The organism is Sodalis sp. RH24, assembly GCF_047324145.1.
Taxonomy (GTDB): Bacteria; Pseudomonadota; Gammaproteobacteria; order Enterobacterales; family Enterobacteriaceae; genus Acerihabitans.
On record NZ_CP178729.1, the window covers coordinates 2,068,193 to 2,091,231 of the forward strand.

Annotated in this window: 24 protein-coding genes and 1 riboswitch; of the genes, 12 read left to right on the forward strand and 12 right to left on the reverse strand. The window is 58.4% G+C overall.

Annotated elements, in window-relative coordinates:
* Positions 1-20: 20 nt before the first annotated feature.
* The 9 genes from rsfS (at position 21) to lipA (ending at position 8,735) form a co-directional block, all read left to right on the forward strand.
* Complete coding sequence (rsfS, locus tag ACL2XG_RS09545) at positions 21-338, forward strand: ribosome silencing factor (RefSeq protein WP_410016098.1); 318 nt, start codon at positions 21-23, stop codon at positions 336-338.
* Between the two features lie 3 nt (positions 339-341).
* The gene (gene rlmH, locus ACL2XG_RS09550; RefSeq protein ID WP_410016099.1) at positions 342-812 is read left to right on the forward strand and encodes a 23S rRNA (pseudouridine(1915)-N(3))-methyltransferase RlmH; all 471 of its coding nucleotides are present in this window, start codon (positions 342-344) and stop codon (positions 810-812) included.
* 37 nt (positions 813-849) lie between these two features.
* The gene (gene mrdA, locus ACL2XG_RS09555) at positions 850-2,754 is read left to right on the forward strand and encodes a peptidoglycan DD-transpeptidase MrdA (protein WP_410016100.1); all 1,905 of its coding nucleotides are present in this window, start codon (positions 850-852) and stop codon (positions 2,752-2,754) included.
* A gap of 2 nt (positions 2,755-2,756) precedes the next feature.
* Entirely contained in the window at positions 2,757-3,869 is a 1,113-nt protein-coding gene (gene mrdB / locus ACL2XG_RS09560; protein ID WP_410016101.1) for a peptidoglycan glycosyltransferase MrdB, read from the forward strand.
* A gap of 9 nt (positions 3,870-3,878) precedes the next feature.
* Positions 3,879-5,096, forward strand: coding sequence for an endolytic peptidoglycan transglycosylase RlpA (gene rlpA / locus ACL2XG_RS09565; RefSeq protein WP_413722291.1), 1,218 nt, complete (start codon positions 3,879-3,881; stop codon positions 5,094-5,096).
* Positions 5,097-5,232: 136 nt separating this feature from the next.
* Positions 5,233-6,444: a D-alanyl-D-alanine carboxypeptidase DacA gene (gene dacA, locus ACL2XG_RS09570; protein WP_410016103.1), complete on the forward strand. Its 1,212-nt coding sequence runs from the start codon at positions 5,233-5,235 to the stop codon at positions 6,442-6,444.
* A 227-nt stretch (positions 6,445-6,671) separates the two neighbouring features.
* On the forward strand, positions 6,672-6,935 hold the full coding sequence (gene ybeD / locus ACL2XG_RS09575; RefSeq protein ID WP_410016104.1) for a DUF493 family protein YbeD: 264 nt from the start codon (positions 6,672-6,674) through the stop codon (positions 6,933-6,935).
* Positions 6,936-6,949: 14 nt separating this feature from the next.
* A complete protein-coding gene (lipB, locus tag ACL2XG_RS09580) occupies positions 6,950-7,633 on the forward strand; it encodes a lipoyl(octanoyl) transferase LipB (RefSeq protein ID WP_413722290.1) in 684 nt (227 codons plus the stop codon).
* 136 nt (positions 7,634-7,769) lie between these two features.
* Positions 7,770-8,735 carry a lipoyl synthase gene (gene lipA / locus ACL2XG_RS09585; RefSeq protein WP_413722289.1) on the forward strand — a complete coding sequence of 322 codons (966 nt, stop codon included), beginning with the start codon at positions 7,770-7,772 and terminating at the stop codon, positions 8,733-8,735.
* An 80-nt stretch (positions 8,736-8,815) separates the two neighbouring features.
* Here the strand turns inward: lipA and tatE are convergent, their stop codons facing one another.
* From tatE to ACL2XG_RS09615, 6 genes are all read right to left on the reverse strand, one after another.
* Entirely contained in the window at positions 8,816-9,022 is a 207-nt protein-coding gene (tatE, locus tag ACL2XG_RS09590; protein WP_413722288.1) for a twin-arginine translocase subunit TatE, read from the reverse strand.
* A 144-nt stretch (positions 9,023-9,166) separates the two neighbouring features.
* The gene (locus ACL2XG_RS09595; RefSeq protein ID WP_413722287.1) at positions 9,167-9,943 is read right to left on the reverse strand and encodes an amino acid ABC transporter ATP-binding protein; all 777 of its coding nucleotides are present in this window, start codon (positions 9,941-9,943) and stop codon (positions 9,167-9,169) included.
* Positions 9,943-10,881 (reverse strand): amino acid ABC transporter permease, encoded by a 939-nt coding sequence (locus ACL2XG_RS09600; protein WP_410016109.1) that lies wholly within the window; start codon positions 10,879-10,881, stop codon positions 9,943-9,945. The genes ACL2XG_RS09595 and ACL2XG_RS09600 overlap by 1 nt, the downstream gene beginning before the upstream one ends.
* The gene (locus tag ACL2XG_RS09605) at positions 10,878-11,765 is read right to left on the reverse strand and encodes an ABC transporter substrate-binding protein (RefSeq protein ID WP_413723409.1); all 888 of its coding nucleotides are present in this window, start codon (positions 11,763-11,765) and stop codon (positions 10,878-10,880) included. The genes ACL2XG_RS09600 and ACL2XG_RS09605 overlap by 4 nt, the downstream gene beginning before the upstream one ends.
* 57 nt (positions 11,766-11,822) lie before the next feature.
* Positions 11,823-12,617, reverse strand: coding sequence for a deaminated glutathione amidase (locus ACL2XG_RS09610; RefSeq protein WP_413722286.1), 795 nt, complete (start codon positions 12,615-12,617; stop codon positions 11,823-11,825).
* Positions 12,618-12,635: 18 nt separating this feature from the next.
* Entirely contained in the window at positions 12,636-13,592 is a 957-nt protein-coding gene (locus ACL2XG_RS09615; protein WP_413722285.1) for a nitrate ABC transporter substrate-binding protein, read from the reverse strand.
* Positions 13,593-13,735: 143 nt separating this feature from the next.
* Here ACL2XG_RS09615 and ACL2XG_RS09620 point away from each other — a divergent pair, with 143 nt between their 5' ends.
* Together ACL2XG_RS09620 and crcB are read left to right on the forward strand one after the other, a co-directional pair.
* Positions 13,736-15,088, forward strand: a complete 1,353-nt coding sequence (locus tag ACL2XG_RS09620) for an aminotransferase class I/II-fold pyridoxal phosphate-dependent enzyme (protein ID WP_413722284.1) — start codon at positions 13,736-13,738, stop codon at positions 15,086-15,088.
* Positions 15,089-15,104: 16 nt separating this feature from the next.
* Positions 15,105-15,168: riboswitch (Fluoride riboswitch) on the forward strand.
* 78 nt (positions 15,169-15,246) lie between these two features.
* Complete coding sequence (gene crcB, locus ACL2XG_RS09625) at positions 15,247-15,639, forward strand: fluoride efflux transporter CrcB (RefSeq protein ID WP_413722283.1); 393 nt, start codon at positions 15,247-15,249, stop codon at positions 15,637-15,639.
* Between the two features lie 702 nt (positions 15,640-16,341).
* Here crcB and cspE read toward each other — a convergent pair.
* From cspE to hpxO, 4 genes are all read right to left on the reverse strand, one after another.
* The gene (gene cspE / locus ACL2XG_RS09630) at positions 16,342-16,551 is read right to left on the reverse strand and encodes a transcription antiterminator/RNA stability regulator CspE (RefSeq protein WP_331118480.1); all 210 of its coding nucleotides are present in this window, start codon (positions 16,549-16,551) and stop codon (positions 16,342-16,344) included.
* 141 nt (positions 16,552-16,692) lie between these two features.
* A complete protein-coding gene (locus ACL2XG_RS09635) occupies positions 16,693-17,460 on the reverse strand; it encodes a YdiY family protein (protein WP_410016114.1) in 768 nt (255 codons plus the stop codon).
* A 632-nt stretch (positions 17,461-18,092) separates the two neighbouring features.
* Positions 18,093-19,016 (reverse strand): kdo(2)-lipid IV(A) palmitoleoyltransferase, encoded by a 924-nt coding sequence (gene lpxP / locus ACL2XG_RS09640; protein WP_410016115.1) that lies wholly within the window; start codon positions 19,014-19,016, stop codon positions 18,093-18,095.
* Between the two features lie 437 nt (positions 19,017-19,453).
* The gene (gene hpxO, locus ACL2XG_RS09645; RefSeq protein ID WP_413722282.1) at positions 19,454-20,608 is read right to left on the reverse strand and encodes an FAD-dependent urate hydroxylase HpxO; all 1,155 of its coding nucleotides are present in this window, start codon (positions 20,606-20,608) and stop codon (positions 19,454-19,456) included.
* Positions 20,609-21,020: 412 nt separating this feature from the next.
* Between hpxO and ACL2XG_RS09650 the strand changes: the two genes are divergently transcribed.
* Positions 21,021-21,926, forward strand: coding sequence for an NADP-dependent oxidoreductase (locus tag ACL2XG_RS09650; RefSeq protein ID WP_413722281.1), 906 nt, complete (start codon positions 21,021-21,023; stop codon positions 21,924-21,926).
* Positions 21,927-22,092: 166 nt separating this feature from the next.
* Here ACL2XG_RS09650 and ACL2XG_RS09655 read toward each other — a convergent pair whose 3' ends face one another.
* Complete coding sequence (locus ACL2XG_RS09655; RefSeq protein ID WP_410016118.1) at positions 22,093-22,581, reverse strand: hypothetical protein; 489 nt, start codon at positions 22,579-22,581, stop codon at positions 22,093-22,095.
* Positions 22,582-22,755: 174 nt separating this feature from the next.
* Positions 22,756-22,968, reverse strand: a complete 213-nt coding sequence (gene cspA / locus ACL2XG_RS09660; protein WP_131864725.1) for an RNA chaperone/antiterminator CspA — start codon at positions 22,966-22,968, stop codon at positions 22,756-22,758.
* Positions 22,969-23,039: the final 71 nt, after the last annotated feature.

Sequence of the window (23,039 nt, forward strand, 5' to 3'; positions counted from 1 at the left end):
GCACACCGAAGGGGGAACCTTTGCAAGGTAACACGCTCAAAGATTTCGTCATTGATAAAATTGATGATTTGAAAGGCCAGGATATTATTTCCATCGACGTACGCGGTAAATCCAGTATTACCGACTGTATGGTGATCTGCACGGGCACGTCCAGCCGTCACGTGATGTCCATTGCCGATCATGTCGTACAGGAGTCCCGCACCGCCGGCCTGATGCCCCTGGGCGTCGAAGGCGAAAAGGTCGCCGATTGGATCGTGGTCGACCTGGGCGACGTGATTGTCCATGTCATGCAGGCGGAAAGCCGCAGTCTTTATGAACTGGAAAAGCTCTGGAGCTGACCGGTGAGACTCCAGCTGATCGCGGTAGGCACCAAAATGCCGGATTGGGTACAAACCGGTTTTACCGATTACATGCGCCGCTTCCCCAAGGACATGCCGTTCGAGCTGAATGAAATTCCGGCCGGCAAGCGGGGCAAGAATGCGGATATCGGCCGCATCCTGGAAAAAGAAGGCGAACTGATGCTGGCGGCCGTGGGCAAAGGAAACCGCATCGTGACGCTGGATATCCCGGGCGTCCCGTGGGAAACGCCGCTGCTGGCGCAACAACTGGAACGCTGGAAACAGGACGGCCGTGACGTCAGCCTGCTGATCGGCGGTCCCGAGGGGCTGGCGCCGGCGTGCAAGGCGGCCGCGGAGCAAAGCTGGTCGTTATCGCCGTTAACCTTGCCTCATCCGTTAGTTCGGGTGTTAGTCGCGGAGAGCCTGTATCGTGCCTGGAGCATTACCACCAACCATCCATATCACCGGGAATAAACCGGTGAAGATGTATAGAGTGAAATAACCCCGCGGAATGAAAATAGATCATAACCCCTTTCGCGACTATTCAGCTGAGTCGGCACTGTTTGTCCGCCGGGCGCTGGTGGCATTTCTCGGTATCCTGGCGTTAAGCGGGATATTGATCGCCAATCTCTATCACCTGCAAATCACCCGTTTTGAAGACTACCGCACCCGCTCCAATGAAAACCGCATCAAGCTGGTGCCTATCGCCCCCAGCCGCGGCATCATTTACGATCGCAACGGCATCCCGCTGGCGCTGAACCGTACCATTTATCAGTTGGAGCTGATGCCGGAAAAAATGGATGACCTGCAGGGGACCATTGATGCGCTCAGGCCGATTGTCGATCTGACCGACGACGATATCGCCAATTTCAAAAAAGAGCGCAGCCGTTCCCACCGCTTTACCTCCCTGCCGCTGAAAGTCGGCCTGACCGAGGTGCAGCAGGCGCGCTTTGCGGTAAACCAGTTTAATTTTCCGGGCGTGGAAGTCAAAGGCTACCAGCGGCGCTATTATCCTTACGGCTCGGCGCTGACCCATGTCATCGGCTATGTTTCCAAAATCAATGATAAAGATGTGGAACGGCTGGACAAGGACGGCATCCTGGCCAACTATGCCGCCACCAACGATATCGGCAAGCTGGGCATCGAGCGCTTTTACGAGAATACCCTGCACGGCAAGACCGGTTACGAAGAGGTGGAAGTCAACAACCGCGGCCGGGTTATCCGCCAATTGCATGAACAGCCGCCCCAGGCCGGGAAGGATATCTACCTGACCCTGGACCTGCACCTGCAAACCTATATTGAAAAACTGCTGGCGGGCAGCCGCGCGGCGGTCGTGGTGGCCGACCCGCGCGACGGCGGCATCCGCGCGCTGGTATCCAATCCCAGCTACGATCCCAACCTGTTTGTCGACGGCATCACCAGCAAGGATTACCGCAACCTGCTGCAGGATGAAAACCGTCCGCTGATCAACCGCGCCACCCAGGGGGTCTACCCGCCGGCCTCCACCGTCAAGCCCTATATCGCGGTCTCCGCCCTGACCCTGGGCACCATTAACCGCAGCTATTCCCTGTTCGATCCGGGCTGGTGGCAATTGCCCGGCTCGGATAAACGCTATCGCGACTGGAAAAAATGGGGGCACGGCCGGCTTAATGTCACCAAGGCGCTGGAGGAATCGGCGGATACCTTTTTCTACCAGGTGGCCTATGATTTGGGCATCGACCGGCTATCGGAGTGGATGTCGAAGTTCGGCTACGGCTCCTATACCGGCATCGACCTGTCCGAAGAGCGCTCCGGCGTGATGCCGACCCGTGAATGGAAACTGAAACGCTTTAAGAAGCCATGGTACCTGGGCGATACCATCCCGGTCGGCATCGGCCAGGGGTACTGGACCGCCACGCCGGTGCAAATGTCCAAGGCCCTGATGTCGCTGATTAACGACGGCGCGGTGCGCATCCCGCATTTGCTGTACAGTACCCGGGAAAACGGCCAGCTGGTCCCCTATAAGCAGCCGGAACATACCCAGATCGGCGACCCGCATTCCGGTTATTGGGAAGTGGCCAAGGACGGCATGTACGGCGTCGCCAACCGGCCCAACGGCACCGCGCGCAAAAGCTTTGCCGACGCGCCGTATAAAATAGCCGCCAAATCGGGTACCGCGCAGGTGTATGGCCTGAAGGCCAACGAAGTGTATAACGCCCACAAGATCGCCGAGCATCTGCGCGATCATAAGCTGATGACCGCGTTCGCCCCCTATGACAAGCCGACAGTGGCGGTGGTGGTGATCCTGGAGAACGGCGGTATCGGTCCGGCGGTGGGCACCATTACCCGCCAGATTCTGGACCATATCATGCTGGGCGACAATACGACGGATTTACCGGCCGAGCAGCCTGCTCCGCCCGGCACTGAAGGTGATTAGCCATGACCGATAACCAGCAAAACGGGGCGTTCTGGAATAAGCTCCATATCGATGTGCCTTTTCTATTCCTGATCACGCTGTTGCTGGCGTACAGCGCCATGGTCATGTGGAGCGCCAGCGGCCAGGATGTCGGCATGATGGAGCGCAAAATCGGCCAGATTTTCATGGGCCTGCTCGTGATGCTGGTATTGGCGCAGGTGCCGCCCCGGGTCTATGAGGCCTGGGCGCCATACCTTTACATTATCAGCGTGATCCTGCTGGTGGCGGTGGACGCCTTCGGCCAGATCAGTAAAGGCGCCCAGCGCTGGCTGGATTTGGGATTTGTGCGTTTCCAGCCCTCGGAAATCGCCAAGATCGCGGTGCCGCTGATGGTGGCGCGCTTTATCAACCGCGACAGCTGTCCGCCTTCGCTGAAAAATACCGCCATCGCGCTGGTGCTGATATTCCTGCCCACGCTGCTGGTGGCGGCGCAGCCCGACCTCGGCACCGCCATCCTTATCGCCGCCTCGGGGCTGTTCGTGCTGTTCCTGTCCGGCATGAGCTGGAAGCTGATCGGGGTGGCGGCGCTGCTGGTGGCGGCCTTTATTCCGATCCTGTGGTTCTTCCTGATGCATGACTACCAGCGCGATCGCGTCATGATGCTGCTCGATCCGGAAACCGACCCGCTGGGCGCCGGTTACCATATTATCCAGTCCAAAATCGCCATTGGCTCCGGCGGGCTGAGCGGCAAGGGCTGGCTGCACGGCACGCAGTCCCAGCTGGAATTCCTGCCGGAGCGCCATACCGATTTTATTTTCGCCGTATTGGGCGAGGAACTGGGACTGATTGGCGTTCTGGTGCTTTTAGCGTTATACCTGTGCGTAATCATGCGCGGGCTGGTGATCGCCGCCAAGGCGCAGACCACCTTCGGCCGGGTGATGGCCGGGGGTTTGATGCTGATTTTGTTCGTTTATGTATTCGTGAATATCGGCATGGTAAGTGGTATCTTACCGGTGGTCGGCGTTCCGCTGCCGCTGGTGAGCTACGGCGGCTCGGCATTAATCGTGCTGATGGCGGGGTTTGGTATCGTCATGTCGATACATACTCATCGGAAAATGTTGTCTAAAAACTTATAGAGGTGAGCAATGCGGAAGGAATGGCACTGGATCGGCGTGATGGGGTTATTGCTCACGGCCTGTAGCTCGACAGAGACGACGCAGCAGCAGCAGGCGCCCGCCGCGGCCTACAACGGGCCGGTGGTGGAGATAAGCGGCGTGGAGCCGCGCTATGAGCCGTATAACCCGGCCACCAACCAGGACTATGACGTCAACGGCAAGACTTACCATATTATCAAAAACCCGCAGAATTACAGCGAAACCGGCCTGGCCGCCTGGTATGACGCGGAATCCAGCGGCAGCAACGTCACCGCCACCGGCGAACAGTTCGATGCCGGCGCCCTGACCGCCGCGCATCCGACCCTGCCCATCCCAAGCTATGTGCGGGTGACCAATATCAGCAACGGCCGCCAGCTGGTGGTGCGGGTCAACGATCGGGGTCCCTACACGCCCGGCCGCATTATCGATTTGTCGCGCGCGGCGGGCGATCGGCTGAACATCTCCAATAACAGCAAGGTACGCGTCGACTTTATCCAGGTTGCGCCGGACGGCACGCTGTCCGGACCCGGCACCGTCGGCACCGTGGTGGCTAAACAGAACTACGCGCTGCCGCCGCGGCCCGATCTGGGCACCGGCGCGATGGGTACCCCGGTCATGCAATCGTCCACGCCCGAAGCCGATAGCGGCGCGGTCCGCCCGGTTGCCGATCCGGTGCCGGCAAACGCGCCGGCGGACGATGACGCCACCGGCGCCCCGGTAGCCGCCGGCGGTGGCGGCGGTCACGGTTTTCTCGGCGCCCCGTCGGCACTGCCGCCCGGCGTGATTGAATCCAGCCAGCCCGAACCCACCGCCGCCGCGCCGGTGGCGTCGCAGCCGTCATCCTATTCCGCGGGCGCCTCGACGCATAGCACGGCCGTCGTCGCCCCGCCGTACGTCACGCAGCCGCCGCCCGTTTCAGCGGGCGCTACGACGCATACCACGGCCGTCGTCGCGCCGGTGGCGTCGCCGGCCGCGTCTTCCGGCCGCTACGTGATCCAGGTCGGCGCTATTGGCGACCGCCAGCGCGCAATCAGCTGGCAGCAAAGCCTGAGCCAGAAATTCGGCGTGCCGGGCAAGGTCACCGCCAACGGCGCGCTGTACCGTGTGCAACTGGGGCCGTTCAGCTCCCGGCAGCAGGCCGCCGGGTTGCAGCAGCGCCTGGTCAGCGAAGCGCAGCAGCAATCGTTTATCACTACGGCGACGGAATAGCCGGGGCGCGGGCCGGCTGAAACATTCTTAAAAGGTTCTCCCCGCCAGGTTACGGATTGCCTGATGCCGGCCTTTTTTACTTCTGCTATAGTGTGGCACGATTTTAACTTACTCCCACGGATGCTGTTGTCCTGACATGAATAAAGTAATGAGCCATCTTTTATTCAGGCGCTTAGCCTTAAGCACCCTTATTGCGCTGATCCCTCTTTCCAATAGCTACGCCGACGATGTGAATCTGAAGACCATGATTCCCGGCGTGCCGCAAATTGATGCCGAAACCTATATCCTGATCGATTACAACTCCGGCAAGGTACTGGCGGAGCAAAATGCCGACACCCGTCGCGATCCGGCCAGCCTGACAAAAATGATGACCAGCTACGTCATCGGCCAGGCGATAAAATCGGGAAAGATCACCCCTAACGATATCATCACCGTCAATAAGGACGCCTGGGCGACCGGCAATCCGGTATTCAAGGGTTCGTCGCTGATGTTCCTTAAACCCGGCGATCGCGTGCCGGTATCGCAGCTTAACCGCGGCATTATCCTCCAGTCAGGCAACGATGCCTGCGTGGCCATGGCCGATTACGTCGCCGGCAGCCAGGACGCGTTTGTCGGCCTGATGAATAACTACGTGAAAGCGCTGGGCTTGCAAAATACCCAGTTCGAAACCGTACACGGCCTCGATGCCCCGGGCCAGTACAGCTCCGCCCGCGATATGGCGCTGATCGGCAAGGCCCTGATCCGCGATGTGCCGGAAGAATACGCCACTTATAAAGAAAAAGAATTTACCTTCAATAATATCAGGCAGATGAACCGTAACGGCCTGCTGTGGGATACCGGGTTGAACGTAGACGGCATCAAAACCGGCCACACCGACTCCGCCGGTTTTAACCTGGTCGCCTCGGCCACCGACGGTCCGATGCGGCTGATTTCAGCGGTGATGGGCGGCCATTCGCCCAAGGGCCGCGAAAGCGAAACCCGCAAGCTGCTGACCTGGGGCTTCCGTTTCTTTGAAACCGTGGCGCCGCTGAAGGCGGGCAAGGAATTTGCCGCCGAGCCGGTGTGGTTCGGCGATACCGACAGCGTCAAGCTGGGCGTGGATAGCGATGCTTACCTGACCATTCCCCGCGGCCGCATGAAAGATCTGAAAGCCAGCTATACTCTAAGCCAGAAGGAATTGCATGCACCGCTTGCCAAAGGCCAGCAGGTAGGCACCATCAACTTCCAGCTGGACGGCAAGACCATCGATCAGCATCCGCTGGTGGTCCTGAACCAGGTGCAGGAAGGCAATATTTTCAGCCGCATCGTGGATTATATCAAGCTGATGTTCCATCATTGGTTCGCTTAATGCCGCCACGGCTTGTCAGCGGCAAATCAGCCCCCATATAATAGTAACAGAGCGCTCCCGCCCCGGCGGGAGTGAGTTTGATGGCCAGGCCGTGCCCACGGGCACGATGGGCAGGATCGTAAAGACGCCGTAAATCCCTTCCCGGCGCTGCGCGTTATTCTTCTTACCCATCCTACCCGCCGCAAATATCCGCCAGATGCAGTGGCAGTCACGCTACCGGAGTTCCAATGAAAACCAAACTGAATGAACTGCTTGAGTTCCCCTGCTCCTTTACCTATAAAGTGATGGGCACCGCGCGTCCGGAACTGGTCGATCGCGTGGTCGAAGTGGTACAGCGCCACGCGCCGGGCGATTATACCCCCCAGGTCAAGCCGAGCAGCAAAGGCAATTACCATGCGGTGTCCATTACCATTACCGCCACCCATATCGAGCAGGTCGAAGCGCTCTATGAGGAGTTGGGCAATATCGAACAGGTCCGCATGGTCCTGTAAACCGGGAGTCGCCTGTGCCACAGGAAACCATCATAATCCGCCAGCTTGGCCTGCAGCCCTATGACGTGGTGTCGCAGGCCATGCACGTCTTCACCGATCGCCGCGACGAATCCACGCCGGATGAAATCTGGCTGGTCCAGCATCCGCAGGTATTTACCCAGGGGCAGGCCGGCAAGGCAGAACATATCCTGGCGCCGGGCGCCATTCCGGTTATCCAGAGCGATCGCGGCGGCCAGGTCACGTTTCACGGCCCCGGCCAGCAAATCCTCTACGTCCTGCTTAACCTTAAACGCCGCAGGCTGGGCGTGCGCCAGTTGGTGACCCTGCTGGAAGAAACGGTGGTGGAGACCCTGGGGCGTTTTGCCATCGCGGCGCGCGCGCGCGCGGACGCGCCGGGCGTCTATGTGAATGATGATAAAATCTGCTCGCTGGGATTACGCATCCGCAAAGGCTGTTCGTTTCACGGACTGGCGCTGAATATCGCCATGGATCTCTCGCCCTTCCTGCGAATCAATCCCTGCGGCTACGCCGGACTGCGCATGACCCAGGTAAGCGATCTGGCGCCGGGCACCCGCGTGGACGACGTGGCGCCGGTGCTGACCGGGGTCTTCCTGCAACGGCTCGGCAATCCGCCGGCCCGCATGCTGCCCTGGTATCTGGAGGATTACCCTCCCCTTGCGGACGCAATCCAGCAATAATCGCTTTTTTGGGCTGAAAGCGAACGGTTAACCATGTTATAATTTTTGATGTTTTATCAAATTTAGTTGAACAATCACGTAACAGCGTGTGTGATAACCTGCATGCTGGCACATTCGGGACGGGACCTGCGAGATTATGAGTAAACCGATACAGATGGAACGCGGCGTTAAATACCGCGACGCCGATAAAATGGCCTTAATCCCGATTAAAACCGTGGCGGTCGAGCGTCAGGAGATGCTGCGCAAACCGGAATGGATGAAGATTAAACTGCCGTCGGACTCCACGCGTATCCAGGGTATTAAAGCCGCCATGCGCAAAAACGGCCTGCACTCCGTCTGCGAGGAAGCGTCGTGCCCCAACCTGTCCGAGTGTTTTAACCATGGCACCGCCACCTTTATGATCCTCGGCGCCATCTGCACCCGCCGCTGCCCGTTCTGCGACGTCGCCCATGGCCGTCCAACCCAGCCCGACGCCAATGAGCCGGAAAAACTGGGCCAGACCATCGCCGATATGGGGCTGCGCTACGTCGTCGTCACCTCGGTGGACCGCGACGACCTGCGCGACGGCGGCGCCCAGCATTTTGCCGATTGCATCACCGCCATCCGGGCGAAAAACCCCTCCATCAAGATTGAAACGCTGGTGCCGGATTTCCGCGGCCGGATGGATCGGGCGCTGGAAATTCTCAACGCGGCGCCGCCGGATGTGTTTAACCACAATCTGGAAAATGTGCCCCGGCTATACCGCCAGGTGCGCCCGGGCGCCGACTATAACTGGTCGCTGAAACTGCTCGAGCGTTTCAAGGAAGCCAACCCCGACCTGCCGACCAAATCCGGACTGATGGTGGGGCTGGGCGAAACCAACGCGGAAATCGTTGACGTCATGCGCGATCTGCGCCGCCACGGCGTGACCATGTTGACCCTGGGCCAGTATCTGCAGCCCAGCCGTCATCACCTGGCGGTGAAGCGTTACGTCAGTCCGCAGGAATTCGACGAGATGAAAGCGGAAGCCATGGCCATGGGCTTTACCCATGCGGCGTGCGGTCCGTTCGTGCGCTCGTCCTACCATGCGGACCTGCAGGCCAAGGGCATTGAGGTAAAATAACCGGCGACATATCCGGTTACATTCTGACTGCGGCCAATAAAAAAGGATGGTTGCGATAACCATCCTTTTCCGCGCCAGGTTTACTCTTTACGTTCTGTAACCTGGGGCGCCACGGTATCATCAGCCTGCGTTTTCGGCGCGACCGCATCATCGCTACCCATCGCTTTCTTGAAACCTTTGATAGCCGCGCCCAGGTCGCCGCCCAGGCTGCGCAGCTTATTGGTGCCGAACAGCAGCACAATCAAGGCGCCGATGACTAATAATTTGGTAATACTTAAACCTTCCATACTCACCTTCTTGCTTAACGCTTGCTGATAAAACCAGCGATTGATACATGTTAATCGCTTTTTACCGCTATTACCCCTGCATTACAAGAGATATCTGTAACAGTTTTACATACCGGGGCGTTATTCCCGCTACGCCCCGCCCGGTTACAGGAACCGGCTGAGAAAAGCGCGGGTGCGCGGATGCTGCGGATTGACCAGCACATCCTGTGGCGGCCCCTCCTCCACCACCACGCCCTGATCCATAAACACCACCCGATCCGCCGCCTCGCGGGCAAAGCCAATCTCATGGGTGACCACGATCATCGTCAATCCCTGATCCGCCAGGCTGCGCATGGTGGCCAGCACCTCGCCCACCAGCTCCGGATCCAGCGCCGAAGTCGGCTCATCAAACAGCATCAGCTTAGGCCGGATGGCCAGCGCCCGGGCGATAGCCACCCGCTGTTGCTGGCCGCCGGAAAGATGGCGGGGATAGGCGTCGGCCTTTTCACTCAGTCCCACCGTTTGCAACAGCTCGCGCGCGTAACGCACGGCGTCGCGGCGGCTCTGTTTATGTACGCCGATCGGCGCTTCGATAATATTTTGCAGCACCGTCATGTGGGGATAAAGATTAAACTGCTGGAAAACCATACCGATTTCCTGGCGCTGGCGTGCAATGGCCCGCGGGGACAATTTATGCAACACGCCTTTGCGCAGCTCGTAGCCCACCTGGTGATCGCCGACGATAATCGAGCCCTGGTTCATATCTTCCAGATGGTTAATACAGCGCAAAAAGGTGGATTTCCCCGATCCGGACGGTCCCAGGATCACCACCACCTCGCCCGGCAACACGTCCAGGCTGATACCCTTAAGCACCTCATGATCGCCATAACTCTTGTGCACGTCCCGGGCGCGTACCAGCGGAACGGAAGTTTGCTGAACCATTATTTTTCTCCTGCCACGCTATCCGCCGGCGCGGCCTGGCGCCGCCGGGTCACCGTCTCGCTGCGGCGGGTGCCGCGGGCGTAATAACGCTCGATGGCGGACTGCGCCACGTTCAGCACCGAGGTAATGATCAGATACCAGATCACCGCCACCATCAGCATCGGCACCACTTCAAAGGTGCGGTTATAGACCGACTGTACCGAATAGAGCAAATCGCCCATGGCGATGACACTCACCAGCGACGTGGCTTTAATCATGCTGATCAGCTGGTTGCCGGTGGGGGGAATAATCGACCGCATGGCCTGGGGGATAATAATGCGCCGCAACGCCCGGCTGCGGCTCATGCCGAACGCCTGGGTGGTTTCCACTTGGCCGGTATCCACCGACAGCAGCCCGGCGCGAATAATCTCCGCCATATAGGCGGCCTCGTTGAGCGCCAGGCCGGCAATGGCGGCGGTAAGGGGAGTAATGAGATCGTTGGTGTTCCAGCTGGCGTATACCGGGCCGACAAACGGCAACCCGAGGGTCACATGCGGGAACAGCGTCGACATGTTGTACCAAAAAATCAGTTGCACCAGCAGCGGCGTGCCGCGGAAGAACCAAATATACAGGCCCGCCAGCCCGCGCAACAGCCGGTGATCGGACAGACGGGCCACCGCCAGCAGCAGCCCGAGCAGCACCCCGAGCACCATGGAGATCACCGTCAGGCCCAGGGTCACGCCCAGACCGCGCAGCACCGACGCCTCGGTAAACCAGGCCCTGACCACGTGCCATTCAAAGTTTTTGTTGTTGGCGACCACCCAGACCACATCGGCGGCAATCAACAACACCACTACCCATAACACTATATGGCCCAGCCGCCCCGGCGGACGCGCATAACGCACGTCGCGCTCGGTGTCCGCGGGCGTCGGCGTGGCATCGGTAGCACGTCCGGTCATGGTTTCGCACCTGGATTGCTGGCCAGGTTACGGCCCGGCGCCTTGAGCATATTGTCCTGTAGATGCCATTTTTTCATGATGGCGGCATAGGTGCCGTTGGCAAACAATTTTTGATAGGCTTCCAGCACCACCGCGCCGAACGGCGAATCCTTCGGCACTACCGACCCCTGGAACAGATCGCCAAAGCCATTGGCTTTACCCTGTCCGCTTAATTCCAACTGCCCGTTGGTTTGCGCCACAAAATAGGTCAGGGGCGCCTGGGAGGAGAAAAAGGCGTCGACCCGGCCGGAACGCACCGCCAGCACCGACGTGGGCTGATCGGTAAAGGAGGCGACGGTCACCGGCGCCTTGCCCGCCGCGACGCAGGTGGCGGACTGTTTGCGGATGACCTGCTCGGCTGAACCGGCCGCCATGACCGCGATGCGCTTGCCGCAGGTATCAATCAGGCCGTTGATGGTGGCCGGATTGCCCTTAGGCACGGCGAACACCACGAATTCCTGCACAAAATCGATAAAATCATTTTTCTGTTCCCGGTCGGGAAAATCGCCGACCGGGCCGATAGCCATCTGGTAGCGGCCGGAATTAATGCCGCTCAACACGCCGGACAGACCGCTGACCGACGCGTGTTCGATCTTAACGCCCAGCAGCTGCCCCAGCGCCTGGGCTAAATCGGCGCTGGCGCCGTCCAGGGAATGGGTGCTGGTGGCAATCTCATAGGGAGGGAACGATCCGTTATTAACGGATATAATCCGGCCCGACTGCTGGATATCCTGGGGTAACTTAGCGTGCAGCGCGGTATCCAGCGCCTGCACCGGCAGCGCGTCATCCGCCAGCGCGCCGCCCGACAGCGCCAGGCAGAACAGGGCAACCAGCCGTTTTTTCATTACATTCATTGCATTTCCCCTGATGTCGATAACCTATTGATGATTGCAGCTCGCGTCTTAGCGCTCGCGCAGCTGCGGCGCGGCGAAACAGCGGTTTTCCAGCACCGGCAATACCCGCCGCGCGTGGGCGACCCGCTCGGCATCCAGCTCGGCGAACACCAGCGCCGGCGCTTCGGCGGCATGGGCAATGGCAACGCCCAGCGGATCGACGACCATGCTGTTGCCGATGTTGCGCTCGCCGCATTCTCCCACCGCCACCATATAACAGGTGTTCTCCAATGCCCGCGCGGTGACCAGCACCTCCCAGTGCATTTCCTTCAGCGGCCCCTTGACCCAGGCGGCAGGCAGCACCAGCACCTGGGCGCCATCCAGCGCCAGCCGGCGCGCCAGTTCGGGAAAGCGCACGTCATAGCAGGTCATCAGCCCTACTTTCATGCCCGCCACGTCCACCAGCGGCGGCACCTCGCTGCCGGGCGTGACGTTTTTCGATTCCTGCACGGCAAACGCGTCGTAAAGATGCAGTTTGCGATAGCGGGCGATAATTTCGCCGTGGCGAATAGCGATCAGTACATTAAACGCATGCCCGTCGCCGGTGGGCGTGTGCACGCTCATCATGGTGGTAAGCTGGGTGCCCCGGCTGGCGGCGCACAACGTGCTGACAAACGGCCCGTCCAGCGGCTGGGCCGACTTGAGCACTAAATCCGGGTCGGCGATATCCCGCGCCAGGATGCCCTCGGGCAGCACCAGCAAATCCGCGCCGCCCGCCAGAGCGCGGTCCATCAGGTCGAGGCAGGTTGCTAAATTGGTTTCCCATTCCCGGCTCACTGCAAATTGTCCTAATGCGACTTTCATTGTCCGTCCTCCTGCAGATTATGATAATGGGTAAGGAAAGAGTTCCGTCGGCGTAAGGCAACGTGACGTCAGTCCCTGCTCAAAAAGCTCAGCGGCAAAGTCCGCCACCATCCGCTGGTTGGCGTCAAAACCGTTTCGATTCCAGTCCGCCGGCAGGTCGCGTGCGGTACGCGCCAGATCGTCCATCAGCCAGGGCGTGGTATCGGCATACTTGACCCGCTTGTCGTGCCACAGACGGGCCGACTGCGTAATGATATCGCTCAGCGCCTGGGGCAGCTCCGGATGGGCTTGCGCCAGCGCCGGCTTGATGCCCAGCACATGGATTCCCGGGATATACCCCACCGCGTTAAAATAATCGAGTTCCGCCTGGCGAAAATCCTCCTGCAACTGGCGCAGATCCGAGGCGGGGGAAAAAAATCCGTTCGGCATAAAGGGAGTGAATACCGCGTCCAGCTCCCCCGCCCGTAATAAGGTCAGCAGCGGCCGCTCCCCGGGCGCGGCCTCGATACGCCCCGTGCGGCCGAAGCCGGCCAGGCGGTCGACCACAGGATGATCGTCTGTCAAACGGCCCACATACCAGGTGGCGTCATCGATACCCACCCCTTCGCGCTTCAGCAGGGTACGGGTCCAGGTATTGCCGGAATCCTGCCAGCCGGTCAGCCCGATACGTTTGCCGCGCAGTTGTCCGAGGGTGGTCAGCGGGCTGGTCTTGGTGGTGATGATGCAGCGTTGCCGGAACCCGCGCATCAGGAAGTGCGGCAGCGCCAGCAGGGAATTATCGCCGCGGGCGACCGCCTGGGCATACCGGCTGAACGAGACTTCGCCTGCGTCAAAGTCGGCGCTGGTGGCGATGGAGTCCACCAGCGTGCCCACGCGATGGATTTCCAGGGAAAAACCTTGCGGCCTGAGATCGCCCAATGCCAGGGGAGTAAAATAATCCCAGTCCCTGACCGCCAGCCTGATAGTGTATGCCACGTTGTTCCCCCATGCCGGCGTGCTTTCTTTTACCGGACATTAACAGTTGTAGACCATTTTGGTTTCGATTGATTAATTTCGATACTAAAACCACTTTGTTCAATGTACAATGTTAACTTTGTTACTGTACAAAGTTTATTCTTATGGATAATGCTCTTGAGGCCGGCTGGCTGGCCGAACGCATCCAGGATCGGACGATTAAAGGTATTGCGCTGGCGACCGCGGCGCTTATCGGCAGCGGCGCCATTGCCGTAGGCGTACAGCTGCCGGCGGTGCGCGAACTTGCCGGCCTGCTGGATGTCAGCCCGGCAACCGTATCCGCCGCCTGGGGGCAGCTGCGGCGGCAAAAAGTCATCGCCGGCGCCGGGCGCAACGGCGTATGGGTGTGCGGCAATATCGTCACGCCGCGGCCGGTGCGGTTCGAGGCCATCGGCAATTTCGGCGACAATATCATGGCCGACCTGACCCTGGCCGCGCCCGATCCGGCCTATTTGCCGGATCTGCGCGAGGCGCTGCTGCGCGGCGGGAGGGCGATAAACCTCAACAGCTACCGGCGCGAACCGATAAGCCAGGTATTGCAACAGGCCATCGCGCCGCGCTGGCCCTATCCCGCCGAGGCCTACCTCGCGGCGGACGGCGGTTTTGACGCCATGTACCAAACATTGCAAACCCTGATTATGCCCGGCGCCACGGTGGCGATTGAAGATCCCACCGCCACGCGGTTGCTGGATATGCTGGATAATGTGGGCGCGGACATTATCGCCGTCCCCTGCGATGGGCAAGGCCCCACCCCCGCGGGACTTGAGGCGGCGCTCAGGCGTAATCCGGTAGCCTTTATCTACCAACCGCGCACCCATTCCACAACCGGCCATACGGTTAGCCGGCAGCGCGCCGACGATATGGCGCATTTACTGCGCGCCTGCGCGACGCTGATAATTGAGGATGACGGCATCGGCGAGCTGTCCGCGCATCCGGTCCACAGCCTGGGCAATATTTACCCGCAGCGTACCGTGCATGTACGTTCATTTTCCAAAGCCTATGGCCCGGATTTGCGGCTGGCGGTTATCTCCGCTTCCAGTGATATCATCCGGCGTATTCAGTCGGTACGTAACTTCGGCGCCAGCTGGACCAGCAGGATATTGCAGGAAGCGGTGGCCTGGATGATGACCGATGGCATTACCCAGCAGACGCTTGCCGCCGCCCGGCATTGTTATGCCCAGCGCCGCCGGGCGCTGTTGCGCGCGCTGGCGCAGCGTGGGGTGGTGTTGCCGGATCGGGACGGGCTGAGCATCCAGATCCCGGTGCCGTCGGAGCAATATGCCCTGGTGACGCTGGCGGCTCACGGTATCGCGGTGATGCCCGGCAAACGGCATAGTATCGGACCCAGCCGCTTTATCCGGGTATCGACGTCCCTGCTGGAAGCCGATCGGGTCGAGCTGGTGGCCGATGCCATCCAGTTGGCCTGCCGCCATGGCGACGACAATACTGTTCAGTAAAGGAAAGTAATGTATAATCGCGCCAGGAGATGACATTCCTCCTTTAACCGCCGTTTTTGGCTGATGATGTCTACGTTTACCTGCTCGGGTTGGGGGACGTAGTCATTGTGTTCGCCCTGCTGAGTTTTTCATTCCTTAAATTAATTAAAAAGGTTCTTATGTTTACCCTTTTATCAGCCGTGTTTATTGGTGGGGGGATCGGCAGCGTATTGCGCTGGTGGCTCAGCCTGAAGCTCAGCGGCAGCGGTTTTGCCATTCCTGTCGGCACCCTGGCGGTTAACCTGGTCGGCGCCTTTACCATCGGCCTGTTTATGGCGTTGTTTCTCCGTCTCACTCATATCGACCCGTTCTGGAAACTGTTTATCACCACCGGTTTTTGCGGCGGCCTGACCACTTTTTCTACCTTTTCGGCGGAAGTGGTTACCCTGATGATGACCGGGCAGATGCTTTGGGCGGGGGTGAATATTCTGCTGAATCTGGTCGGTTCGCTTGCCATGACGTTGTTGGCAGTGGGATTGGTGAATCTGTTCGGCCCGCCGGTGCCGTTATAAGGTGGCACACTCTCCCTTTGACACGCTCGTTGCAGGATTTGTGTTAGCGGGCCTACCGGCGCCATGGGGCGCTCGGTCGGGCGAAAACCCCACGCCCGATTCGGCCCCATCGGCACGCTCTCCCTTGAACACGGCTGCATTAGGTTCTATGTTGGCGGGCCTGCCGTGCCATGGGGCGCTCGGTCGGGCGAAAACCCCACGCCCGATTCAACCCCATCGGCACGCTCTCCCTTGAACACGCCTGCATTGCGTTCGGTGTTGGCGGGCATACCGTGCCATGGGGCGCTCGGTCGGGCGAAAACCCCACGCCGATTCGACCCCATTGGCACGCTCTCCCTTGAACACGGCTGCATTGCGTTCGGTGTTGGCGGGCCTGCCGTGCCATGGGGCGCTCGGTCGGGCGAAAACCCCACGCCCGATTCGGCCCCATCGGCACGCTTTCCCTTTAACACGCCTGCATTGCGTTCGGTGTTGGCGGGCCTACCGTGCCATGGAGCGCTCGGTCGGGCGAAAACCCCACGCCCGATTCAACCCCATCGGCACGCTCTCCCTTGAACACGCCTGCATTGCGTTCGGTGTTGGCGGGCCTACCGTGCCATGGGCCGCTTTCCCTTTAACACCTTGTCGCTCAGTTCGGCGATTACGGGATTTCAGGCATAAAAAAAACCCGCATTAAGCGGGTTTTTCAGAATACTGGCTATCTTAAATAGCTGTAACGTCAGCAGCCGATGGGCCTTTGGCGCCGTTAGTGATTTCAAATTCAACGCGTTGGCCTTCGGCCAGCGTTTTGAAACCATTACTCTGGATGGCGGAGAAATGAACAAACACATCTTTACTGCCATCTTCAGGAGTAATGAAACCGAATCCTTTAGATTCATTGAACCACTTAACGCTACCTTTAATCTTAGACATCAAACTTACCTTTCAATAAATGATAGACACAAACTCTGTGTCGGGTAGTAGTACAGCAAGTGGCAAGCCCTTTGTCCAGCTTAAGATCGCTAAAACGTGACAAGAAATAGTAAAATAAGATTTTAACCAGGCATCAGCCTGCTATTGCATATTATAGACCAGGGAAACCGCCGTCTTGGTATCGGTGTGTTTCGGCGCGCTATCCGGCGTGGTGCTGTTATAAGTGACATCATAGGTCATCTTCAACGCAAAATGGCTATTGATGGCCACGCTCAGCCCGGTTTCGGAATTCGCCGTGATATCCTCGTTACCAAGAATGGAAACGCCCTGGATAAATTGCGTGCTGTCGGTCAGCTGATAAGCATAAGATGCCGCACCGTAGGCCAATGCCTTGGTCTGGCGACCGCCGCCCTGGAATTCATCGTGCCTTACGCCGGGACCCGCTTCCAACCGCAGGTGGCTGACCGGTCCGTTCAAGACCTGCCGGCCGTAACCCGCGGTCAGGGTTGAACGCGAGCGATAACCGTTGAAACGATCGCTTAACCAGCTGCCCTGCGTAAACAGGAAATTATCATCATCCAAATTATGACGCGCACGCGCACCGGCCTGATACTTTTCCGAAGAGCGTTCATCATCGGTTGAGTTATTTGCCGCTTCGGCCCAGATACTGTAGGCATTGGTCGGCTGGAACCAGGTCATGGTGCTGCTTGCCGCCAGTGAAGAGCTGGTGGAGTTGCCGGACTGCGCGTTGTAGCCGGCTTGAAGATTGCCGTCGAAACTTTTTTTCGCAGTGGAAGGATCGTCCAGTGCGGTAAAGATATCCGTATCAGCAAAAGTCGAAAAACTAGCCAGGGACATTCCCAGGATAGTCAGAAGCCATACTGCCCGAGAGCGGCCATTGCGTAACATAATTTACCTATCAAATGATTTTGAGGTTTTTAAACCAGCGAGTAACGAAAGGCTGATAGTGTAACGAATCGACACGGCAGGTGTACTGGTAATTTTTTGTAATATTGGTAACAAAAATTAATACACCGCGGTTTTCTTATCACCCGCCTACGGGTCCCCAGCCGGGATAAACACAAAAAAACGAGTCTTTTCAGCGTACTTATAAAATAAATTTTAGTATTTTGGCACTGATTTCGCACTCTTGGCGCTTACAATGGATCCGGACTATATTTTAGGATTAATCCTAAAAGAAGCCATCTCACTGTCGCCGCAGCATATTGTCGTCAACACCGCCTTCTCGGCAACAATTATCGCTTTTGCTCTACAAAAATTAACTTTTAAGCAACAAATAAATTGCGCTTATCATCGTCATCCAGAATAGCGCGCTGAATAGGAAAACCATTGCCCAGGCCCTATAGTGCGTAATATGCATTTTCGCGGATCCATGAACTCATGATATTAAAGCCGCTAGTATAAGAACATCCGCAGGGCGCGATGGCAGGATAAAAGAGGTGAATTGGCGTTATTTCAAACGATCGGCCTGCGTCACCGGCCGGGAGGCAAAACTGACGCCGTGCCCGGCCACGCCGCACTTATATATAGAGGGACAATTCGCCCAACGGACGCGTCTTAAAGCGACGGTGCATCCAGAGGTATTGGTCAGGCGCGCGCATGATTTCCTGTTCGACGATTTTATTCATATAGCAGGTTGCGGCCATTTCATCGTCCAGCGGATAATTTTCCAGCTGCGGCTGGATCAGCAGACGGTACCCCTTGCCGTTCTTTTTACGGATCAGCACCACCGGCACCAGCTTCGGCTGTGCCAGCCGGGCCAGCGTATAGGTGCCGCGGGTTGTAGCCGCCTGGTCAACCGCGAAGAAAGGGGCAAAAATACTGCCGCGCGGGCCATAATCCTGATCGGGAGCAAACCAGACCGTTTCGCCCTGCTTGAGCGAATGGACCATGCCGCGTAAATCCTTGCGGTCCAGCATCGCCTTGTTGGACCGCATCCTGCCCCAGGTTTGTACCAGTTCCATGGCTTTATTATTATGGGGACGGTACATGGCCATCATCGGCTGGCACAGCCCCATGGCGCGTCCGCCCAGCTCAAGGGACATAAAATGGATGCCGATGACCATAACCCCCTGGTTATGTTCGTTCGCCCGCTGCAGATTGTGCAGGCCGAAGACGTCAAACCAGCGTTTAACGCGGGCATCCGACCAGAACCAGGCCATGCCGGTTTCCATTAAGCCCATGCCGGCGGAGGTGAAATTATTGATGATAGTCCGCTCGAGCTTCTGCTTATCCATATTGGGAAAACAGAGTTCCAGGTTACGGCGCGTAATCGCGGCCCGGCGTTTCAGGAATGGCATCGATAAACGGCCAAGCCAGCCGCCCAGGGTATGCAACACCGGATAAGGCAGTTGCACCAACAGGAAAAGCACTCCCAGGCCGAACCAGGTCAGCCAGTAACGCGGGTGGAGGAGCGAAAGCGAAAATTTTTGCGGGTATGCCATTTCATTGATTCTTCATAAAGTTGTTGGGAACACCATTCAAGGCGCTCCATCAATCCTGGTCCTGATCGTTAAGCCAATAATCGCCGGATGCTATCAGCGCGAAGATCTCATGGTTTATTGCTAAAGGAGGCGAAGAGCGGCATTGACGGCGACCTCAAGCATCCCAACAAGCGCGCGGGCAAACCAAAACAGGTATTCTCAGTCATCAGACATCCGCACAGGAGGTAACGATAAAAGGCGCTTATTTTCTTAGGCTGCCCAGCCTAGCGATTCTGCAGATATATTACCATACGCCGGCGGCGGATTTACCAAAAATGACAATAGGTTATCTTCCCGTCCCGCCTGGCCGGACATAGTTGATAACGATTACAGGCGAAAAACCGACATTCAGGCGCCACGGTTTTCCGCCTCAGACCGTCACGGCAAGCCCCCTGCCCCTACAGCGGTCCGCCTAAGATGGTGTCGGCCAGGCCGGTAAGAATATTTTCCCCGGTTTCATTTTCCAGATCTTGATACCAGCGGCGGGTGGCCTGGGGATCTTTGCCATGGGTAATATCGCACCGCTTGCGGGCTTTCAGCACCAGCGACCTGACCCGCTCCACCCGCTTTTCCTGGTAGCGCAGCAGGGCATCTTCAATGCCGAGAGAATGCGTGCGCAGCGCCAGCGCCAGTACCACGGCGTCTTCCATCGCCGCGCAGCCTCCCTGCCCGATGTCAGGCGTGGTGCTATGGGCCGCGTCGCCCAGCAGGGCCACCCGACCGCGCGTAAAGGTGCTGAACGGCTCGATATCATGGATTTCCACCCGATTGACGCCCAAGGGATCCAGCTGCGTTATCAACCGCTGCACCGGCGCGCACCAGCCGGAAAAATACTCCCGTAAAGCTTCCCGCGCCCGGCCGCGCTCCTGTTCCAGCCCTTTTGGCAGCGGCACGTCAAAAAAATAATAAAAGCGCCGGCCCGCCACCGGCATCAGCGATACCCGCTTGCCCTGGCCGACAAACGTGGTCCACTGGTTAGCCGGCGCGATGTCCTCGTCGACGGCTACCAGGCCGTTCCAGTTGACGTAGCCCGCATAGCGCCGCGCCACCCGGTGGCCCAGCACATAATCCCGCGCCAGAGAGTGGGTGCCATCAGCACCGATAAGCAGATCGCCGGTAGCGGCGCTGCCGTCCGCAAACCATGCCGTTACCTGGGAGCCATTATCCTCAATGCGCGTCAGGCGTTTATTGAGAAAGACGCGCTCGCGGCCGAATTCATCCAATAACATGGCTTGCAGCTCGGCGCGGGCGGTGGGATACGGGAACTCACCGACGCGCTCCACCAGCGGGCGCAGGGGAAAACGGGTCAGGATTCGCCCGGTACGATAATCCGCGTATGCCATAGTGGCCATATCGCCGCCAAGGGCTTTTATCTGTGGGCCAAGACCCAAAAAATTCAGACATTTAACACCATTAGGCCAAATGGAAATGGCCGCCCCCACCGGCTTGATATCCGTGACCGCTTCATAGATTTCGGTTTGATAGCCGACATTGCGCAGCGCGATGCCCGCGCTGGCGCCCCCCATCCCCGCACCAATGATAATCGCTTTCATCGTAATGTCCTTTTATTGGCAAGCCCTCCTTCGTGGAAGCAATTTGAATGCCATTATTATAATTTATTGATTTTAAATAATTTTATTCAAATTTAAATTTTAGCCACCTCGACACGGCCCTGGTTTGCACTATGGGAGACCGTTTACGGTTGCTGGCCAGAAACCCCGGCCGGGCTGATTTTTGCACAGGCCTTTATATATACTCAGTATTTATTTATACTGAGTATATAAAATACCGACAGAGAGGTGTAACCCGCGCGTCCGCCAGGGAATCGCGCGCACGCCAGGCGACCGCACATTGCCAAAAGCGCCGCAGACCTGCGTGCGCAAATCCGTCTGGTGCCGCCAGTTTTTTTTACCGTCAACGCATAACCAAGGCCGCTCGCCTTGCGTTTTTCCAGGGGAGTTTTTTATGAAAGCAGTGCAATTCAGCGCATACGGCGGTCCCGAAGTCCTGCAGGTGGCGGATATTAACGAACCCCACGCCGGTCCCGGCCAGGTGCGGATTGCCGTCCGGGCCGCCGGCGTCAACCCTTCGGACGGCATGAAGCTTCGGGCCGGCTGCTGGCGCGGCCGGCCTATTGCGCTGCCTTCGGGCATCGGTGTCGAGGGCGCGGGCGTGGTGGATGAAGTCGGCGAAGGCAGTACCGACGTTAGCCTTGGCGATGCCGTCTTCGGCTACGGCATTAACACGGCGGCGCAATACGCGGTTCTGACCCATTGGGCCCGCAAGCCCGACGGCCTGCCGTTCGCGCAGGCGGGTGGTTTCCCGGTGGTGGTCGAAACCGCGACGCGCATTCTTGCGCAGGTTGGCGTGAAGGCCGGCGAAACGCTGCTGGTGAACGGGGCGGCCGGTGGCGTTGGTTCCGCGGTAATCCAATTCGCACGTTACCGCGGGATCATCGTCATTGGCACCGCGAGCGCCCCGAAGCATGAATACCTGCGCGGGCTCGGCGCCGTCCCGACAACCTATGGCCCGGGCCTGGTTGAAAGAATCGGCCACATCGCGCCGGCCGGCGTCAATGCCGCACTCGATCTGGCCGGCCCGGGCATCCTTCCCACGCTTATCGCGCTGGTCGGCGATCCTTCCCGCGTTCTTTCCATTGTTGATGCCACCGCGCCGCTGCACGGGGCGCAGGGATCTTTCGCGCCACAGAACCATCCTGAACGGGTCTTGTCCGAAGCGGCGCGGCTGTATACGGAAGGCGTGTTCCACATGCCTCTGGATAAGACATTCCCGCTTGAACAAGCCGCAGAGGCATATAAACGCAGCGCCGCAGGACATGCCGCGGGCAAGCTGGTGATCACCCTTGGTTGAATGACCTTAATGAAGATGGGATGCAAAAAGGGCCGGAACCGGCGGCGCGCCGGGGTGTTGAAGCAGTGGCATTAGGGCGTGCGGGTTAAGAACCCGCACGCCGGCTGCAGCATTAGCGCGCCATAACGCCCGCATCGGCGCTATGGGAAGCCATAGCCGCCGATGACTATTTTTGCCGTCTTTCCACGCCGCTGGCCTTCTTATGGGTCTTAGCCGGCTGCGGCTTGGCGACGGCCTCATCGGCAAAGGCATAGTCGCCATCGTGATAGACCACAAAGGCCTGGCATTCGACGGTCGGCTTTTGCACGCGATGCAGCGTTAAGCGGCTGAATTTCATGACGCCGTCGTTTACGGTCACCGTACTGTACTCGTTCTTGACATTGACGTTGTACAGATTGTCGCCGCGCCAGGTCAGCTTGCCCCGCCGCGCGATGGTGCGCTGCCATTGACGGCAATCAAGGGTGTCGCCCGACCGGGTCACGATAAAAGTGGCGATGGCGGCCGGATCGGCCAGCTCCTTTTGCGGCCCGGTGGTCATCCACACGCCGGCCACGTCCGCAGGCGCGGCGGTTTTGGCCGCAGAGGGATAGTCGGTATAACCGGCGCACCCGCTCAGGGTCAATGCCAGCAGACCCCAGACACAATTTTTCGTCATACCCATATCCTTATTAAGTCGAAGCGGAATTTTAGCATTAAAATTCGCGAAGACATAAAAAAACCCCGACAGAGTCGGGGTTCGGAATCTTTGGGTTGGGTTAGGGTTACTTGACTGCTCCGGCCTGGGCCATCATCGCTATCGCAAGAACCTTACCACAGCCTCAGCTGTATATTACAGCGCAACGACGTTAGTTGCAGACGGGCCTTTCTGGCCTTGTTCGATGTTGAACTCGACCTGTTGGCCTTCGTCCAGGGTTTTGAAATCATTGCTCTGGATTGCAGAGAAGTGAACGAACACATCTTTGCTACCGTCAGCAGGGGTGATGAAACCAAAACCTTTACCAGCATCAAACCATTTTACTGAACCGGTCATTTTATTAGACATTGTTGTTTCCTTTTAATAGGGCCGCCATAAGGCGATTGTGGTCTGCTTGTCAGGATTTACTTATGGGAGCA

What these genes read in the sequence shown, in the direction of transcription:
- mrdA (WP_410016100.1), top strand. Translation starts at nt 850, where the DNA reads ATGAAAATAGATCATAACCCCTTTCGCGACTATTCAGCTGAGTCGGCA.
- mrdB (WP_410016101.1), top strand. Translation starts at nt 2,757, where the DNA reads ATGACCGATAACCAGCAAAACGGGGCGTTCTGGAATAAGCTCCATATC.
- rlpA (WP_413722291.1), top strand. Translation starts at nt 3,879, where the DNA reads ATGCGGAAGGAATGGCACTGGATCGGCGTGATGGGGTTATTGCTCACG.
- dacA (WP_410016103.1), top strand. Translation starts at nt 5,233, where the DNA reads ATGAATAAAGTAATGAGCCATCTTTTATTCAGGCGCTTAGCCTTAAGC.
- ybeD (WP_410016104.1), top strand. Translation starts at nt 6,672, where the DNA reads ATGAAAACCAAACTGAATGAACTGCTTGAGTTCCCCTGCTCCTTTACC.
- lipA (WP_413722289.1), top strand. Translation starts at nt 7,770, where the DNA reads ATGAGTAAACCGATACAGATGGAACGCGGCGTTAAATACCGCGACGCC.
- tatE (WP_413722288.1), bottom strand. Translation starts at nt 9,022, where the DNA reads ATGGAAGGTTTAAGTATTACCAAATTATTAGTCATCGGCGCCTTGATT.
- ACL2XG_RS09595 (WP_413722287.1), bottom strand. Translation starts at nt 9,943, where the DNA reads ATGGTTCAGCAAACTTCCGTTCCGCTGGTACGCGCCCGGGACGTGCAC.
- ACL2XG_RS09600 (WP_410016109.1), bottom strand. Translation starts at nt 10,881, where the DNA reads ATGACCGGACGTGCTACCGATGCCACGCCGACGCCCGCGGACACCGAG.
- ACL2XG_RS09605 (WP_413723409.1), bottom strand. Translation starts at nt 11,765, where the DNA reads ATGAAAAAACGGCTGGTTGCCCTGTTCTGCCTGGCGCTGTCGGGCGGC.
- ACL2XG_RS09610 (WP_413722286.1), bottom strand. Translation starts at nt 12,617, where the DNA reads ATGAAAGTCGCATTAGGACAATTTGCAGTGAGCCGGGAATGGGAAACC.
- ACL2XG_RS09620 (WP_413722284.1), top strand. Translation starts at nt 13,736, where the DNA reads ATGGATAATGCTCTTGAGGCCGGCTGGCTGGCCGAACGCATCCAGGAT.
- crcB (WP_413722283.1), top strand. Translation starts at nt 15,247, where the DNA reads ATGTTTACCCTTTTATCAGCCGTGTTTATTGGTGGGGGGATCGGCAGC.
- cspE (WP_331118480.1), bottom strand. Translation starts at nt 16,551, where the DNA reads ATGTCTAAGATTAAAGGTAGCGTTAAGTGGTTCAATGAATCTAAAGGA.
- ACL2XG_RS09635 (WP_410016114.1), bottom strand. Translation starts at nt 17,460, where the DNA reads ATGTTACGCAATGGCCGCTCTCGGGCAGTATGGCTTCTGACTATCCTG.
- lpxP (WP_410016115.1), bottom strand. Translation starts at nt 19,016, where the DNA reads ATGGCATACCCGCAAAAATTTTCGCTTTCGCTCCTCCACCCGCGTTAC.
- hpxO (WP_413722282.1), bottom strand. Translation starts at nt 20,608, where the DNA reads ATGAAAGCGATTATCATTGGTGCGGGGATGGGGGGCGCCAGCGCGGGC.
- ACL2XG_RS09650 (WP_413722281.1), top strand. Translation starts at nt 21,021, where the DNA reads ATGAAAGCAGTGCAATTCAGCGCATACGGCGGTCCCGAAGTCCTGCAG.
- ACL2XG_RS09655 (WP_410016118.1), bottom strand. Translation starts at nt 22,581, where the DNA reads ATGACGAAAAATTGTGTCTGGGGTCTGCTGGCATTGACCCTGAGCGGG.
- cspA (WP_131864725.1), bottom strand. Translation starts at nt 22,968, where the DNA reads ATGTCTAATAAAATGACCGGTTCAGTAAAATGGTTTGATGCTGGTAAA.